Annotated in this window: 15 protein-coding genes; 5 read left to right on the forward strand and 10 right to left on the reverse strand. The window is 58.3% G+C overall.

From position 1 onward, the window contains the following. Positions 1-31 precede the first annotated feature (31 nt). Positions 32-1,447: an MATE family efflux transporter gene (locus tag O8B93_RS16750; RefSeq protein WP_269711044.1), complete on the reverse strand. Its 1,416-nt coding sequence runs from the start codon at positions 1,445-1,447 to the stop codon at positions 32-34. Between the two features lie 165 nt (positions 1,448-1,612). Here O8B93_RS16750 and O8B93_RS16755 point away from each other — a divergent pair, with 165 nt between their 5' ends. Then, positions 1,613-2,089: a MarR family winged helix-turn-helix transcriptional regulator gene (locus tag O8B93_RS16755; protein WP_269711045.1), complete on the forward strand. Its 477-nt coding sequence runs from the start codon at positions 1,613-1,615 to the stop codon at positions 2,087-2,089. Between the two features lie 50 nt (positions 2,090-2,139). On the opposite strand, the gene O8B93_RS16760 is transcribed toward O8B93_RS16755, so the two are convergent. The 4 genes from O8B93_RS16760 to O8B93_RS16775 all read right to left on the reverse strand — a co-directional run bounded on the left by O8B93_RS16760 (position 2,140) and on the right by O8B93_RS16775 (position 5,502). Further along, positions 2,140-2,328, reverse strand: a complete 189-nt coding sequence (locus tag O8B93_RS16760) for a hypothetical protein (protein WP_269711046.1) — start codon at positions 2,326-2,328, stop codon at positions 2,140-2,142. A 64-nt stretch (positions 2,329-2,392) separates the two neighbouring features. Continuing rightward, positions 2,393-3,400 (reverse strand): cell division protein FtsZ, encoded by a 1,008-nt coding sequence (gene ftsZ / locus O8B93_RS16765; protein ID WP_269711047.1) that lies wholly within the window; start codon positions 3,398-3,400, stop codon positions 2,393-2,395. A gap of 51 nt (positions 3,401-3,451) precedes the next feature. Next, positions 3,452-4,747 (reverse strand): beta-ketoacyl-ACP synthase II, encoded by a 1,296-nt coding sequence (fabF, locus tag O8B93_RS16770; protein WP_269711109.1) that lies wholly within the window; start codon positions 4,745-4,747, stop codon positions 3,452-3,454. 167 nt (positions 4,748-4,914) lie between these two features. Next, positions 4,915-5,502: a TetR/AcrR family transcriptional regulator gene (locus O8B93_RS16775; protein WP_269711048.1), complete on the reverse strand. Its 588-nt coding sequence runs from the start codon at positions 5,500-5,502 to the stop codon at positions 4,915-4,917. Positions 5,503-5,600: 98 nt separating this feature from the next. On the opposite strand from O8B93_RS16775, the gene O8B93_RS16780 reads away from it, so the two are divergent. The 4 genes from O8B93_RS16780 (at position 5,601) to O8B93_RS16795 (ending at position 11,598) form a co-directional block, all read left to right on the forward strand. Next, positions 5,601-6,710: an efflux RND transporter periplasmic adaptor subunit gene (locus O8B93_RS16780; RefSeq protein WP_269711049.1), complete on the forward strand. Its 1,110-nt coding sequence runs from the start codon at positions 5,601-5,603 to the stop codon at positions 6,708-6,710. Next, a complete protein-coding gene (locus O8B93_RS16785; RefSeq protein ID WP_269711050.1) occupies positions 6,710-9,823 on the forward strand; it encodes an efflux RND transporter permease subunit in 3,114 nt (1,037 codons plus the stop codon). The genes O8B93_RS16780 and O8B93_RS16785 overlap by 1 nt, the downstream gene beginning before the upstream one ends. A 142-nt stretch (positions 9,824-9,965) precedes the next feature. Further along, positions 9,966-10,553 (forward strand): glutathione S-transferase family protein, encoded by a 588-nt coding sequence (locus tag O8B93_RS16790; RefSeq protein ID WP_269711051.1) that lies wholly within the window; start codon positions 9,966-9,968, stop codon positions 10,551-10,553. 232 nt (positions 10,554-10,785) lie between these two features. Then, positions 10,786-11,598, forward strand: a complete 813-nt coding sequence (locus O8B93_RS16795) for an oxidoreductase (RefSeq protein WP_269711052.1) — start codon at positions 10,786-10,788, stop codon at positions 11,596-11,598. Between the two features lie 212 nt (positions 11,599-11,810). Here the strand turns inward: O8B93_RS16795 and O8B93_RS16800 are convergent, their stop codons facing one another. The 5 genes from O8B93_RS16800 to O8B93_RS16820 all read right to left on the reverse strand — a co-directional run bounded on the left by O8B93_RS16800 (position 11,811) and on the right by O8B93_RS16820 (position 16,748). Continuing rightward, complete coding sequence (locus tag O8B93_RS16800; RefSeq protein ID WP_269711053.1) at positions 11,811-13,040, reverse strand: metal-dependent hydrolase family protein; 1,230 nt, start codon at positions 13,038-13,040, stop codon at positions 11,811-11,813. 181 nt (positions 13,041-13,221) lie between these two features. Continuing rightward, positions 13,222-13,722, reverse strand: a complete 501-nt coding sequence (locus O8B93_RS16805; protein ID WP_269711054.1) for a GAF domain-containing protein — start codon at positions 13,720-13,722, stop codon at positions 13,222-13,224. Between the two features lie 14 nt (positions 13,723-13,736). Continuing rightward, a complete protein-coding gene (locus tag O8B93_RS16810; protein ID WP_269711055.1) occupies positions 13,737-14,681 on the reverse strand; it encodes a branched-chain amino acid ABC transporter permease in 945 nt (314 codons plus the stop codon). A 2-nt stretch (positions 14,682-14,683) separates the two neighbouring features. Further along, the gene (locus O8B93_RS16815; protein ID WP_269711056.1) at positions 14,684-15,544 is read right to left on the reverse strand and encodes a branched-chain amino acid ABC transporter permease; all 861 of its coding nucleotides are present in this window, start codon (positions 15,542-15,544) and stop codon (positions 14,684-14,686) included. Positions 15,545-15,557: 13 nt separating this feature from the next. Beyond that, positions 15,558-16,748: an ABC transporter substrate-binding protein gene (locus tag O8B93_RS16820; RefSeq protein ID WP_269711057.1), complete on the reverse strand. Its 1,191-nt coding sequence runs from the start codon at positions 16,746-16,748 to the stop codon at positions 15,558-15,560. Between the last annotated feature and the right edge of the window lie 32 nt (positions 16,749-16,780).

Consider the following 16,780-nt stretch of genomic DNA (forward strand, 5'->3'; position numbering starts at 1 on the left):
AAGCCATCTTCTGGACGGGCACTCGACGTCTCTAGCGGGCAGTTTGAACGTCCTGTTGCCTGCCAAGATGGAACATCCGGCGGGGGAGGACGGCGACGGCCGTTAACCCCCCGTATGCGATGGCCGCTACCGCCACGATCTGGAAAAGGGAATTGAGGCTCGCCTCAAACCAGATCACCGAAGCCCACCCGACGAAAGCTGCCAGGATCATCCTGACTGTTCCGGCAAGAACCGGGAGAAGAACACGCTTCAGTCCCTGGCTCGCAAAATAAAGTGCCAGTCCCAATCCAACCGCACCATAGGCCGGTGCGACGATTTGCAGATATTGCGAGCCTAGCTGTTGCACGTCCGGGTCTGCCGTGAACAATCTCATCCAAAGCATGGGGAACAGAGTGGCGAGAATGCCGATGGTCTGTGTGATGCAAAAAGCAATGGCTGCTCCAACCCAGGCGACTCGGCGCGCGCGCTCGATCTGGCCCGCTCCGATATTAACCCCGACCATGGTGACGATAGCGGTTCCAAGACCGAAGATGATGGGGATTTGCAGATAATCAAGCCGCGATGCGATGCCGAACCCCGCAATGGCATCAGCGCCGAAGTGGCCGACGGCTGCCGTTACGAACGTAACCGTCAGATTGGCCTGGATCGTGCCGACAGCGGAAGGCAGGCCGACACTCAGAATGTCCCTGAACAGTCGACGTTGCAGCGGAACGATTTTAAGCTTCAGCGGGCTGCTTGACGAGCGCAGATAAAGGCCAAGCACCAGTGCCGCGATCAGATAATAAATGAACACCGCAGCGCCTCCGCCTGCCACGCCGAGTTCCGGGAAGGGGCCCCAGCCGAAAATCAACGGCGGCGACAGGACGAGGAGAAGGAACGCGCCGGAGATGATGACGAGGGCAGGCACGTTCACGTTGCCTGCGCCCCGCAGGGCTGCCGAAAGCAAAGCTGTGATCCAGATCGGAATTGAGCCTGCAAACACAATTCCTGAATAAATGAGGGCGGCCCTCAGGGTTTCTCCAGTCCCTCCCATTGAGCGGTAGAGCAGAGGTCCAAGGAGGATTGCAGCGACTGAGAAAATGGCTCCGAATACTGTGGCCAGAACAATCGAATGCCAGACAAGCCCACCGGCATCAGCGTGGCGGTTGGCACCCAGCGCTCGGGCCACAGCCGAGGAAACTCCGCCTCCAATCCCGCCATTCGACATCATTTGCATCAGCATGAGGACCGGAAAGACGAGGGTCACACCCGCTAAAGCCTCGGTCCCAAGGAAACTGACGAAGTAGGTTTCCGCGACCCCGACAAAGGTCTGGACCACGAGAACGACGACCGTGGGCAAGGCAAGCCGGAACAGTGTGGGTGTGATCGGTCCCTGAAGAATTCCATGTGGTGTCTTCTGCGAAACTGTTGAGGCATGAGAATTTTTGCTGTCAGGCATATCGGCCATGGCTGATCCTAAAAAGTTTTCCGAGGCCCTGCTCCGATCCCAAGGCCTTGGGATCGCAACCGGTTCTCAGAATTTGAAAATAGATTGTTTTTGAAATCTAAATTATATAGAGTTCATACGCAATCTAAAATATCGCTTCCGAGCGTGAGACCGGAGCCCGTGCAGGTGTTCAAAACCCATGTTTCCGATCAAGGATCGCTAACGGCTGAAATAGTGGAAAACCCGCTTTCCGGGGATCTATGCTTTGCCGTGCAGCGGACAAACCGCATCATTTCTCGCCAAGTCAACGATACATTGCGCTCGATAGGACTAACCGCAGAGCAGATATTTCTTCTGGCAGCGATTGGCGAGGCAGGTTCCCCTAGAATATCGGAGGTTTCGTTACTTCTCGGCCTTGACCATTCAACCGTCGTTTCAAATCTCAAACCCCTTGTGAGGAAGAACTGGGTGACGATGTCCGTGGATGTCGATGATCGCAGGGCACGAAAACTTCTGCTCACCGACAATGGGAGAGCGCGGCTTGGAATGGCATTTGAAAGGCTTCAGGAACTTGAAGACGCACTGGTGAAAAAGGTTGGCGGGATGCAGAACGCTCTTAGCCTGTGCCGGATGCTTAGCGATTTATCAACAGCGTGCGCTTAACCTAGGCCGCGCGCAGCCGACATTGGCAACTGACTGCAAGGATACAGCCATCATCCTCTATTTTCGGTGCCGTCTTCCCGCACTACTTCCTCGCGGGACCGAGCACTTAATCCAGCCACTTCGGTCTCAAGCCGGGCCAGCCGTTTTTCCAGCGTGACGAGGTATTCTCCCTGCGGATCGTCAATACCCAGGGCGGCATCTTCCCAAGACCGCCATTTTTCTCGAAAACGCTTCAACATTTCAAACCTCCATGGTCGTCACTTTACAAGTCGGCGCTTGCTGGCCTGATGATATGGGCGAGCGTCACGCCATTCGTTCCGAAAGGTGGATCACCTCTGCCGGTTGCCTCAAGCCAGTGGCGACAACGGAAACTCTCAGCCGCCCCGCTAGCGCATCATTGAATGTCGCGCCGACGACGATATTTGCGTCGTCGTCGACCTCTTCCCGAACACAGGTTGCCGCTTCGTCGACATCAAAAAGGGTCATGTCCGGCCCGCCGGAAATCGAGACGAGAAGGCCTTTCGCTCCCCTGACGGATGCTTCATCGAACAGCGGATTGGCAATCGCCGCCTCGGCGGCATGTCGGGCGCGGGCGTCTCCGGTTGCCTCGCCCGTGCCCATGACCGCTCGGCCCATGTCACGCATAACTGACCTGACATCGGCGAAATCGAGATTGATCAATCCTTCCTTGACGATCAGATCGATGACGGAACTGACCCCGACATGCAGCACACGATCCGCCATTTCGAAGGCATCAGCGAAGGTCGTTTTCGCATCGGCAATCCGGAACAGGTTCTGATTGGGGATGACAATCACCGTGTCCGCGCATTCGCCGAGACGCTCGATCCCGTGCCGCGCCGTTCGCATTCGCTGCGTACCTTCGAACGTGAAGGGCATGGTGACGACACCGACCGTCAGTATGCCTGCCTTGCGCGCGGCATGGGCGATAACGGGTGCTGCACCTGTTCCAGTGCCGCCGCCCATGCCCGCCGTCACGAAACACATATGCGTTCCGTCGAGGTGGTCCATGATCTCGTCAATCGATTCTTCGGCTGCCGCCTGTCCAATATCAGCCAATGATCCGGCACCAAGCCCCTGCGTGACCGTTGGGCCAAGCTGGACAAGCCGTGGCGCTTTCGACATCGACAATGCCTGGGCATCGGTATTCGCAACGATAAACTCCGCGCCCTCGAGATCGTGCGCGATCATGTTATTGACAGCATTGCCGCCACCACCGCCGACGCCGATGACGGCAATTCTGGGCTTGAGGAGCGTTATGCTGGGCGGTGAAACGACAGTCGTTGGTTGCATAGTGGGGAGTGTCCTGGTGGAGACATTGTTCAAAGGGGACCACGCGCGGGGTTAGTCAGCTAATGGCGTACGGATGCCTCTCCTCGGCCAGCGTCGAAACACTACGCTGGCATTGACGCCACCGAAGCCGAAGCCATTCGATATCGCATATTCAACATCGAGGGGTCGGGCATCGTTTGCGACAAAGTCGATGCCATTGGCCTCAAGGTCTGGTGAACTGAGATTCAAGGTCGGGGGTGCGATCTGGTGCTGGAGCGCCAGGATCGTGAAAATAGCCTCGAGGCCGCCAGCGGCGCCCAGCAGGTGCCCCGTCGCCGACTTGGTCCCGCTGACAGCGATCGACTTCCTTTGGCCGAACAGGCTCTTGATCGCTCTGAGCTCTCCGAGATCTCCAACCGGGGTCGATGTCGCATGTGCGTTTAGATGGCCGATTTCGTGCGGCGCGATACCCGCCTGGGCGATGGCGATTTGCATTGCCCTGCGGGCGCCGCTTCCATCTTCTGGCCCTGACGTAATATGATGGGCGTCGGCCGTCGTTCCATATCCAACGAGTTCTGCTATTGGCGTCGCACCACGCGCAAGGGCGTGGCTCAACGCTTCAATGACGAGAATGCCCGCACCTTCACCCATGACGAAGCCGTCGCGCGCGGTGTCGAAAGGACGTGAGGCCTTGGCCGGGGTCTCGTTAAAGCCTGTTGATAGTGATCTTGCCGCTGCGAAACCACCAAGGCTGACAATGTTCATACAGGCCTCAGTGCCACCACAAACCGCAATGTCGGCTTCGTTTGACCTGATCAGTCGCGCTGCATCGCCAATCGCCTGAACGCCGGCGGCGCATGCCGTCACCGGCGCTCCCAGCGGACCCCTGAAGCCGTGGCGGATAGAGACTTGTCCGGCGGCGAGATTGACGAGAAAGGATGGGATGGTGAAGGGCGAAAGGCGGCGGACGCCGCGTTGATCGACGGTACGCACCGCTTCCGTAATCGCGGGAAAACCACCGATGCCCGATGCGATGATTGTCGCCGTTCTCAGTCTTTCTTCTTCGGAAGCTGGCTTCCAGTTCGCCTGTGCCAGAGCCTCTTCCGCCGCTGCCAGCGCAAAGATGATGAAGCGGTCGACCTTACGTTGATCCTTCGAGGGCAGGGTCCTGTCAGGATCAAATCCTCCTTCAGGATCTTCAGCCAGGGAAGGGACCACGCCTCCGATTTTTGAAGGCAGATCCCCGACAATGTCGTCACCCAGCCGCCGGATCCCGCTTTTGCCAGCTAGGAGCCGGGACCAGGAGATATCGACATTTGCACCAAGGGGGCTGACGGCTCCCATTCCCGTGACAACGACACGACGCATTTGCATTTCCACCTGTTTACGATCAAAAATTTGGCATGCCTTCGGCGTCCGACCGAATGACGGGTCGTGCACTTGGGACATGCGGTTTGCGCTATTCTGTTCTGATAGGCGTGCGGCTTCGGCTGAGCTATGCCAGCTATCGGCGACGAATATCCAAGAACTGGGTGTTAGTCGCCACCATCGCGGCCAGCAATGCGCCGGACCTCGCGCGCTGCCGCATCGAGTACACCCGTCGACAGCGCTTCATCCTCGATGATCCGGGACAGCGTCACCGCACCGACCATCGTGGACAATATTGCCATGGCCTTTTCGCTTCGAGCTATATCGTCACCCTCTCCGATGAGTTCTTCGAGCACCTCGAAATGCGCTCGGATACCATCTTCAAACGGGCGCCGCACTTCGGCAGTTTGACGCGCAGCGTCGGAGCCGAGAGCCACAAGCGGGCATCCTTCTGCCTTCTCGCCACTATGATCTTTGGAGAGGTAGAACCTGATGATCGATTCCAGGGGATCTGATGTGTCTGCTGCGGCATCAGACCACCTCCTCGTGGCGCTCTCGAGAGCACGCCGTGATGCGAGCGCCGCAAGATCGTCTTTCGATGCGAACTGCTTGTAGAATCCACCCTGGGTGAGGCCTGCACCCTTCATCAGGTCTTTAAGGCCGATCCCGTCGAAACCATGCTCTCGAAACAACCGGCTGGCGACGTTTATCACCCTCTCCCTGTTTTCCTCTGCCTGTACGCGGCTCACTCTCATGTGGATCTCCAATTAGATTTCATTTGACATCTATATGTCTTTTAGAGTTAGAGTGCAATCTAATATTTTTGAACAGGCCGTCAAGAAGGAACGATGAAATGAAACGGAAACTTGTTGTCACTGCAGCAGCAGTGCTGGCGCTGGCCGCAGGCGGAGCCGCAGCACTGCTGCTTCCGGCGCAGGCGCCAGAGGCAAAGGCTGCCGATCCCCGGACCTTGGCACCACTGGTCAACCTCGCGACGGCCAGGCTCCCTGGTAATTCGAGCAGCAGCTTTACCGGAACCGTTGGTGCTAGGGTCCAGAGTAATCTCGGCTTTCGCGTTCCCGGCAAGATCGTTGAACGTTTTGTCGACGTCGGGGAGCAGGTAAGCGCTGGACAGCCATTGATGAGGCTTGACGAGACTGATCTTCGCCTTGCTCTGACCGCCAAGCGAAACGCTGTCATTGCAGCACAGGCGACATTTGTCCAAGCGAATGCCGATGAGAAACGCTTTGCCGTGCTGGTGAAGACCTCTGCCGCCTCGACGCAGCAATATGAACGATCGAAAGCCCTGCTGGATACGGCGACGGCACAGTTGGCCGCCGCTCAGGCTGAGGCGAATGTTGCCGAAAACGAGGCCCGATATACGGTTCTTGTTGCCGATGCGGATGGAACCATTGTCGAGACGCTCGGTGAACCGGGCCAGGTGGTAACCGCCGGGCAGCCGGTTGTCCGGCTCGCGAAGTCTGGTCCGCGCGAAGCGATTGTCTGGCTCCCTGAAACCATGCGTCCTGACATTGGAGCTCAGGCCTCCGCATCGGTTTATGGTAGAAAAAATGCGGAAAAAGCCGAGCTGCGCCAGATCTCCGATTCTGCCGATCAGCAGACCCGCACCTATGAAACGCGCTGGGTGCTAGAAGGGGGTGCTGCAAATGCGCCTCTGGGGTCGACCGTCACCATCGAGATCGAGAACAGGGATGTGCAGGATCATGCCGAACTGCCGATAGGCGCTCTGTTGGATGACGGGACGCGCACAGGCGTCTGGGTGATCGATCAGCAATCGTCCGTCGTGAAGTTTCGTGATGTGAACGTGGAGCGGGTGGGCGAAGAGAATGTGGTCGTGACCAACGTCAAGCCGGGAGAGGAGGTCGTTGCGCTTGGCGCACATCTTCTGAAGGATGGAGCGCAAGTTCGCACCAACGTTGGGACAAAAGAGGCGGCAAACTGATGAACCTCAATCTGTCCGCCCTTGCGGTTCGCGAACGCGCCGTCACGCTGTTCTTTATCGTCCTTCTGTCGCTTGCCGGCGTCTATGCCTTCGTCAAGCTGGGACGCGCGGAAGACCCCTCCTTTACCATCAAGACATTGACGGTCACCACGGTCTGGCCGGGCGCAACCGCACGCGAGATGCAGGATCTCGTTGCCGAGCCGCTGGAGAAGCGCATTCAGGAATTGGCCTGGTATGACCGGGTCGAGACAACCACGCGTCCCGGTTTTGCCTATCTTACCGTCACGCTCAAGGACAATACGCCGCCAGGCGCCGTTGCCGAAGAATTTTATCAGGCGCGCAAGAAGCTCGGCGATGAAGCCAGAAACCTGCCGCAGGGTGTTCTGGGACCGTTCGTGAACGACGAATATTCCGACGTCAGCTTCGGCCTTTACGCTCTCAAGGCGCAGGGCATGCCGATGCGCGATCTGGTCCGGGAAGCCGAAAAGATCAGGCAGGACATGCTCCATGTTCCCGGCGTGAAGAAAATCAACATTCTCGGCGAACAGCCCGAGCAGATTTTCGTAGAGTTCTCCTATGAGAAGCTTGCCACGCTCGGCATATCTCCTCAGGACATTGCCGCAGCCCTTCAACGGCGCAATACCGTTACGCCCGCTGGGTCGATAGATACGCAGGGTCCGCAGGTCTTCATTCGTCTCGACGGTGCCTATGACAGTGTTCAGTCTATCGCTGATACGCCCATCGTCGCTTCCGGCCGTGCGTTGAAGCTTTCCGACATTGCTGAGGTACGCCGGGGTTATCAGGAGCCGGCAGGCTATGTCATCCGTCATGACGGCGAGCCGGCCATCATGCTCGGTGTGGTCATGCAGCAGGGCTGGAATGGTCTGGAGCTTGGCAAGGCTCTCGAGGAACGCTCCGGCCAGATTGCACGGTCATTACCCCTTGGCATAACGCTGACCAAGGTCAGCGATCAGGCCGTCAACATTGACGCGGCGGTGGGTGAATTCATGGTGAAGTTCGCCATGGCCCTCGGCGTCGTGCTCTTCGTCAGCCTCATTGCGCTCGGCTGGCGGGTGGGCATCGTTGTGGCTCTGGCCGTTCCGCTGACCCTTGCGGTCGTCTTCATCATCATGCTCGAGACGGGGCGCTTCTTCGACCGCATCACGCTCGGTGCATTGATCTTGGCACTTGGCCTGCTTGTCGATGACGCTATCATCGCCATCGAGGTGATGGTCGTTAAGATGGAAGAGGGCATGGACCGCATCAAGGCGGCTGCCTATGCCTGGAGCCACACTGCGGCACCGATGCTATCGGGCACGCTTGTGACCATTATCGGCCTGATGCCGGTCGGTTTTGCCGCCTCTGCAGCGGGCGAGTATGCCGGCAATATCTTCTGGATCGTCGGTTTCGCACTGATTGTTTCGTGGTTCGTAGCGGTGATCTTTACGCCCTATCTCGGCGTAAAGCTGTTGCCCGATATCAAACCGGTGGCAGGCGGCCATCATGCGATTTACGATACGCCGAACTACAGACGCCTGCGCGGTGCGATCGAATTCACCGTCAAGCACAAATTCCTGACCTGCGCCATTGTCGGCGTCGTCATGGCGCTCTCGGTCGTCGGGATGGGTGCGGTGAAGCAGCAGTTCTTCCCCACATCGGATCGTCCCGAAGTGCTGGTGGAAGTGCGCATGCCTGAAGGCACAAGCATCGAAACCACGACAGCTACGGTCAAAAAACTAGAGGCCTGGTTGAAGCAACAACCCGAAGCGAAGATCGCCACCAGCTACATCGGCCAGGGCGCCCCCCGCTTCTTCTTCGCCATGTCGCCCGAACTGCCCGATCCTGCCTTTGCTAAGATCGTTGTGCTGACATCTGACGCACATGAGCGTGAGGTGCTGAAGCTGCGTCTGCGGGAAGCCGTTGCGCAAGGGCTGGCGCCCGAGGCATTCGTCCGCGTGACGCAACTCGTCTTCGGCCCCTACACGCCATTCCCTGTCGAGTTTCGGATCAAAGGATCGGACGCCGAAGAGCTGTACAAAATCTCCGAGCAGGCACTTGCTCTCATGAGTTCGGTACCTGACGTCAGAAATGCCAACCGTGATTGGGGTAACCGAACACCTGTTGTCCGGTTCGTTCCTGATCAGGATCGCCTGAACCTCATCGGCATGTCGTCCGCCGAGGCTGCCCAGCAGATACAGCTCCTGCTGAGTGGTGTTCCCGTCACGCAAGTTCGTGAGAACATCCGAAACGTTCCTGTCGTGGCCAGAAGTGCCGGTGAAATCCGCCTCGATCCTGCAAGACTCGCCGACTTCTCGCTCGTGACGAGAGACGGCCGTGCGATCCCCCTCGATCAGATCGGCCACACGGAGGTGCGCTTCGAAGAGCCGATCCTCAAGCGTCGTGACAGAACGCCTGTGGTGACGGTCCGGTCTGACATTAACGAGGCGACACAACCGCCGGAGGTTTCGCAACAGGTGATGACCGCTCTTCAGCCACTCGTTGCATCTCTGCCTGCTGGCTACACAATCGAGATGGGCGGCAATATCGAGGAGTCACTCAAGGCGAATACCGCCCTGGTGAAGGTGTTCCCACTGATGATCGCAGCGACCCTGATCGTCATCATCCTTCAGGTACGCAGCCTGTCGACGATGACGATGGTGATGCTGACAGCACCGCTCGGTCTTGCAGGCGTCGTGCCGACCCTGATCCTGTTCAACCAGCCTTTCGGGTTTAACGCGATCCTGGGTCTTATCGGCCTGGCGGGCATCCTCATGCGCAACACGTTGATCCTGACCGAGCAGATCAAGGAGAACAAGGCGGCAGGTCTTGATGATTATCACGCCGTGATTGAAGCGACCGTGCAAAGAACGAGGCCGGTTATCCTGACGGCGCTTGCCGCGGTCCTCGCCTTCATTCCCCTGACGCATTCGGTTTTCTGGGGTTCTATGGCTTACACGCTTATCGGCGGAACGGCGGTGGGCACGCTCATCATCCTGCTCTTCCTGCCCGCTCTCTATGCGGCGTGGTTCCGGATCAAGCCGCCCAAGACAGAAATGCATTCGACGGAGCACGGGAATACGGAAGCAGCTCAGCATTCGCTTGCTGCGGAATAGCCACCCCTCCCTCCGCAGCAGACGAAGCTGCGGAGGGACCATACTGTTTGGCGAGATGTGGTGTGTGCGTTGCGTGCCCACAGGATCCTCTCGGGAGCCCTGCCTTCGTCCCGCTTTAATCCTGCCAATGAGGAGTCTTGACATGAACCCTGTCGTATCCATCTTCAAACATCCTCCGGACGGGGGTAGGGGATATCACCGGGATATGCGCGTAAGGTGGGCTCTCGAGGAAGTCGGACAGCCTTACACTCTACGGCACCTGACTTTTTCCGAGATGCGCCGCCCCGAATATCTGGAAATGCAGCCGTTCGGCCAGATGCCGATCTACCAGGAGGGCGATCTCATTCTTTTCGAATCCGGTGCGATCGTGCTTCACATAGCACAGCGTTTCGCCGGCCTCCTTCCCGATGAAGCGAATGCGCGCTCGCGTTCCATCATGTGGATGTTTGCAGCAGTCAATACGATCGAACCCTGTATCGCCTCCGGCAGCGTTGGTCATCTCAGTCAGCGGCTCCAGCAACTGGGCGATGCGCTTGGAGGGAAAAATTGGCTTGAGGGCAATCAGTTCGGCGCCGGTGATCTTATGATGGTGAGTGTACTCCGGCCGCTCAAGCACTCTGATATTCTGCTGGATAGCCCTGGCTTGCAGGACTACGTCGAAAGAGGCGAGCAACGATCCGCGTTCCAGCGCGCGCTTGGCAATCCGACAGCGGACAGGCGAACGGCGTAACTTGATGGCATAAGCATCCGTCACACCTGTCACCCGTCCGCCGAGAACTGCCGCATTAACTCGACCGATGTTTCCCGCGTCGAGGCGACTCACCCACGTGTCGGATGGACTGACCATCCGCCTCCTCAATTTCTGCAAATGCGTTTTATTTCGCTTGCAATCTAATTGAATTATAGATTACAAACGAAATCTAAATTGATTTCTAATCCCACGCTAATTTTGGAGAGCGTAGATGTCGAGAGACAAGATTGTTGTGGTGACCGGAGCATCCTCCGGTATAGGGCAGGCGACCGTGAGGTTGCTGTCACAGAATGGGTTCAAGGTATTTGCAGGATCGCGCAATCCGGACAAAAGTGGACCGGTTCCTGGTGTCGAGTACGGACGTCTCGATGTGGACAATGACGAGTCAGTGAGGCAATTCGTCGATTGGGTTCTGTCCCGTTCAGGTCGGATTGATGTCGTGGTGAACAATGCAGGCGTCTCTCTTGTCGGGCCGGTCGAAAGCACGTCGGACGATGAGGCGAAGGCCCTTTTTGAAACCAATCTCTTTGGCCCACTGCGCATGATACGCGCGGTATTGCCCGCGATGCGGCAGCAGAACTCCGGCCTGATTGTCAATGTCAGCTCGGTCCTCGGCTTCCTCCCCGCACCTTATATGGGCCTTTATGCCAGCAGCAAGCATGCCCTGGAGGGACTGTCTGAAACGCTTGACCATGAAGTGCGGCAATTCAACATTCGCTCCGTCTTGGTCGAACCAACGTTCACGAGGACTAGTCTCGATGTCAATGCGAAGCAGACGGAGACGCGCATTGACGACTACGCTCATCAATTAGCCAAATCCAATGAGGCCGTTCTTTCCGCCATTAAGACGGCAAGCAGTCCGCAGACTGTTGCTGCCGAAATCATGGCAGCGATCAAAGGTCCTCACAAAATGCGCAGGCCGGTTGGAAAACAGGCTACGCTTCTCAGTCGCCTGAAGCGGTTTGTTCCAGCCAAGGCATTGGATAGCGGCATCAGGAAGACGTTTGGGCTCTCCCGGCCGTAAGCATTCGCGGAGCTTGCGCGCTAAAAACCGCAAAGTAAGGCATGTGGCGTTCGGAAACCTCATTTCCTTTATCGTCATGACTGACCGGGTGCCACAGTCGTGCCAACCGCCACGTCCACTGCAGCGGTCGGTCGCGCTGGCGAGAATATGTTTGCGCGCGATCAGACCGACATGGGTTTAAAGCAACGTTGCGCGCAAATTTTCTTTTACTATCATAGCCTGTTTTTGAACAGCGTACCGCTTTTCATAATAACATCAATGTTTTCGCCGTGTCGGGTGAAGACGGAGCAATCTATGGTCGGATCGCCATCGACAACGAGAATGTCTGCGAGCGCGCCGGGTTTGATAACGCCGATCCGGCCGCCCATCATCATCATCTCGGCATTAACGCTGGTGGCGGAGATAAGTGTATCGACCGTGTTTTCCGCCTTTGCTCTCAGCGTGAATTCTTCACCCTGATAATCGTGCAGTTCGATACCAAGCAGGTCGGTTCCAAAACCAATCTTCACGCCCGCTTTGCGTGCAATTGCGACAGCCTTCAGGCCTTGATCCCTGACCTGCGAAATTTTGTGCATGCTGTTGGCGGAGAAGCCGTATTTGCCAGCGAATTGCGTGAGGATATCGGACGCGGCGAGGGTGGGAACGAGATAAACATTTTCCCGGCTCATGCGGTCGGCGGTCGGCTCGTCGATCAGGTTGCCGTGTTCGATTGTGCGTACACCGGCGTTGATTGAAGCCATGATGGCGCGGGGCGTATAAGCATGCGCCATGACATAAGTATTCCAGGCACGGGCCTCTTCGACAATGGCTTTCAATTCCCCATCGGAATATTGGAGGTTTTCGATCGGGTCTGTGACAGATGCTGCGCCACCAGACGCCATGATCTTGATGAAATGCGCGCCTTTCCGAAGTTCATCGCGGGCGGCCTCTCGAACCTGTGATATGCCGTCTGCGATCCGCGCGATCGAGCTACCGACATTATTGCTGGTCTTTTCGCCCGGCCCGAGCAGGACGGATCGCATGTCGCCGTGGCCGCCGGTCTGGCTTAAGGCGAGGCCGGAAATGACGAGCCTCGGTCCGGCGATGAGCCCTTGCTCGACGGCCTGGACGAGGCCTGCATCTGCGCCGCCGCCGTCGCGAACCGTCGTGAAACCACGCTGCAGCATGCCCTCCATGATGTAGCGGGCCTGTGTGAAGACGAAGGAAGGCCAAAATTTGCCTGCACTCAGGTCGACGCTGTTGGCAATGACATGCACATGCGCATCGATCAGGCCCGGCGTCAGCGTCTTGCTGCCGCAATCGATGATCAGCGTTCCTTCCGGTATGGCCGGCGAAGACGAGACGTCACGAATGACGCCATCGACCTCGAGAACTTGCAGGCCATCGATCAGCGCAGTCTGCACGCCATCGAATATGCGGGCGTTGGTGAACAGGGTAGCCATTGTGGATCAGTTCTCCTGAAATGATGGGGGAATGGCAGGGTCAGCAGACGACGGGCCCTGCCGGAGAAGCGCGACAGGCCTTTCGTGACGATCCGGGACGGTCGCCGCCTGTTTGAAACCCACCGCCATCATCATCGTTCTTCCGAATGAATTGTGCCGATGTATGCCGGAGGCGTCCCGTTCAATCGAGTGTGCCGGCGACGACGGGTGCGACGATGCCGACAAGCATGCGCAGGTGGTCGCCGTCCTTTTCCTCGAAATAACCCACGTCTTGGTGCGACAGGTTAGCCGAGCCGATCACCTTGCCGTCCCAGACGACGGGAATATTGATCATGCTGTTGACGCCGAGGCCGAAGATGGCGTCGTGGTCGGCGAAGTTTGCCCGGATATCTTCAGGATTCTTCGAGATAAGGACATTGCCCTCACCATACACAACCCGTCCCCAGACGGTGTCCTCACGCTTCTTGCGGCCCAGCGGCGGGTAGGCGACATTGTCGCTTGAGTGAAGGCGCTCAACGGCGCTGCCGCCTTCGACAACACGCAACAGGGTAAAGAGCTTGCGGCCGTATCGTTCCTGGATAATCTCGTCCAGAACCTGCGCGCTTTCCGTAATATCGTTGCGAGCCGTAGTGACCGAAACCAGACGTGCGACGTCATCGAGGATCGGCGTCTTGATTTTCATGGGGGTTATTCCTTTCAGGATGCTGTGCTTGGAGTACCGGCGGCCTTAGCTGCGGAACGGAGTATGACGGGGTGATCCTGGGCTTCCGGAATGAGGCCAGTGACCCTGAACCTCAAAACGATCAAAAGCGTCGCGCTGAGGAACAGTTCACGCATCGCAGCGCCCTGCGGTGGCGTGATATAGGGAACGAAGGGGATGACGAAACGCGTACCCTCGAGGATGAGGATGATAAGCCCGGCGCCCACCACCGCGCCGCGATTGTTGCCGACGCCGCCAACGAGAAGCGAAAGCTTCACGTATAGCGTCAGCAGCGGCACGAAAAGATCCGGCGAGATGAACGAGGTGTAGTGGGCATAAAGGCCACCGGCCAAGCCGACGATGCCGCTGCCTATGGCGAATGCCTGCACCTTGAAGACCTGTGCGTTCTTGCCAGCGACGCTGACGACCACGTCGTCGTCGCGGACGGCGCGCAACACGCGGCCGAACGGCGAATAGAGAATGCGCTGGCAGCAGACATAAAGGGCGGCGAGCACCAGAATGACGATACCGAGATAGATCAGGTTGAATTGCAGCAGGCTGACGTCGGAACGGAACGGACCTGCGATGCCTGAAATCCCATCTGTGCCGTTGGTCAGCCATATCTCGTTGGAAGCGATGATGCGGATGGTTTCGGCAAAGCCGAGGGTCACGATGGCAAGATAGTGATCCTTCAGCCGGCGGGTGACCATGGAAAGGCCGGCGCCGACCAAGGCGGCTGCGATCGTGCCGCAGAGGATGCCGGCCGGAATTGGCAGGCCGAGCGTCTTGGTCAGGATGGCGCTGGTATAGGCACCGACGGCCGCAGAGCCGACGAGGCCGAGATTGACGAGCCCCGCCATACCCCACATGACATTCAGGCCGAGCGCCATGACGGCATAGATGCCGGCCACGACGGAGATGCTGATAATGTAGATTTCCATGACTATTGAGCCTCGCGACCAAGAAGCCCTTGCGGGCGGAGCGTCAGGATCAGGATGATCGCGACAAAGGCGATTGCCGACTTGTAGCTGGCCGGCAGCACGAGCAGCGACAGTTCCTCGGCGACACCGACAAAAAGGGCGCCTGCGACGGCGCCGGGAATGCTGCCGAGCCCACCGACCACCGCTGCGGCAAAGATCGGCAGCATGGCGCGCGAACCCGTCATGGGATCGATGGAGGAATCGAGGCCGAGCAGCATGCCGCCCAGGCCTGCCAGCCCCATGCCCATGAAGGATGCGATGCGCGCCACCACGCGCGAATCGATCCCCTTGATGTCGGCCAACCGGGCGTTATCGGCAACCGCGCGCATCGCCTTTCCCATGCGAGTGAAGGACAAGAAGCCGAAGACGAGCGCCATCGTGACGACCGACACCGCCAGGTTCTTGAGTTGCTGCGGCCCGAGATGGATGCCGAGCACGGTGATATCGCGCGCCAGAGGCAGGTCATAGCCGCGAAGATCGCTGCCGTAGAACAGGCGGACGAGGTTCTCCAGACCGATCGTCAATGCCAGTGAACCGATGGCGGTGGTGATGACGCCAGCGGCCCGGAACGGCTTGAGGATGAACTCGTCCGTCAGCAGGCCCACGAGCCCGCTGACCAGAAGCGCGATCATCATCGAGGGGATGACCGACAGGCCGAACTCGACATTAGCCACCCAACCCGCGAAGGCGCCCACGGTGGCGTGGGACGCGATTGCGAAATTGGGAAAACGAAGAACGGAATACATGGCCGTCAATCCGATGGCCGGTATGGCGAGAACACTTCCCGCCATGATTCCGTTTGCGATGAGTTGGAGAACGTTCATCTGTTGTCCCCGGTCAGACGATTTTGATCAGTTGGATCTTGCCGCCCTTGGCTTCGCTGTAACGGAAGCGGCAATCGATGATGTCGCCCTTTTCGTTGAAGTCACAACTGCCGCTCGCGCCGTCATAATTGACATCCTTGCCGTCGCGCAGAAGCTTCAGACCATCGACTGCCGAATACGTCTTGGCGCCGTTACCCTGCGAGATCGACCGGACGGAATCGCGGATGTCCGGGCCTTCGGGCTTGCCGGCTTTCTGGATGGCGAGGAGGGCGAGACTGATCCAGTCCGTCGCCTGCGCTTCGTAGGAATCCGCTGAGGGGTTGTTGAGGCGCTTCTGCGCCAGCGCATAGGCTTCGCTGCCGATATCGCTCGACGGCTGGGCGGTTACGAGACCATCGGTCACTTCGGCGGGAATGCCTTCGGCCACCTTGGTTGTGTAGGCATAGGACTGCGTGAAGCGGCCGCCTTCATAGCCAGCGCGGTAGAGATCCTTCAGCAGAACCGTCAGGTCAGGCCCGTAGCTGTTGAGATAGATGAAGTCCGGCTTGGCGGCGATGGCGCTGTCGATTTCCGAGCGATAGCTCGACTTCGATGGTTCGTATACCAGCCCGCCGACGAGTTGGGCGCCGTTCGATGCCAGAACGGAGGCGATCTGGTCCCTCATCGTTGCGGCGAACGGCGTCTGCACGGCCGCGTAGAACACCGTCTTCGCGCCGGTCGAGAGGATATATTCGGCATGCTTCGTGGCTTGAAGCGCCGTGTTCGGCTGGGTACGGAAGATGTAGCCCTGGTGGGGAAGCTGCGTGATCGAGTCGGCGCCCGAGACGGTCATGAGGCATGTCTTGCTCTCCCAGCAGACCGGTGCCACCGCCGAGGTGACGGCCGACGCCCAGGTGCCCATGACGACGGGAACGCGATCGACGCCAACCAGTTTCTGGGCGGCGCGTACCGCTGCTTCAGGGTTGGTCTGGTCGTCCTCGACAATCAGCTCGATGGAGCGGTTCAGCACGCCGCCAGCCTTGTTGACCTCGTCTACCACCGCCTGCATGGCTTTCAGCATACGCGGACCGTCCTGGGCGCCGGCACCTGTAAGCGGTGTCAGCACACCGAGCTTGATAGCCGTTTCGGCACGTAGGATTGCTGGCGCAAACAGGCTGCCGGCAACGATGGCGGATGATGCGGAAAGGAATTCTCTTCTGTTCATGGCATTCCCCTTTTTGTTCAGTTGGCAGAAGT

Source organism: Martinezella rhizogenes (assembly GCF_027460065.1).
GTDB lineage: Bacteria > Pseudomonadota > Alphaproteobacteria > Rhizobiales > Rhizobiaceae > Agrobacterium > Agrobacterium rhizogenes_C.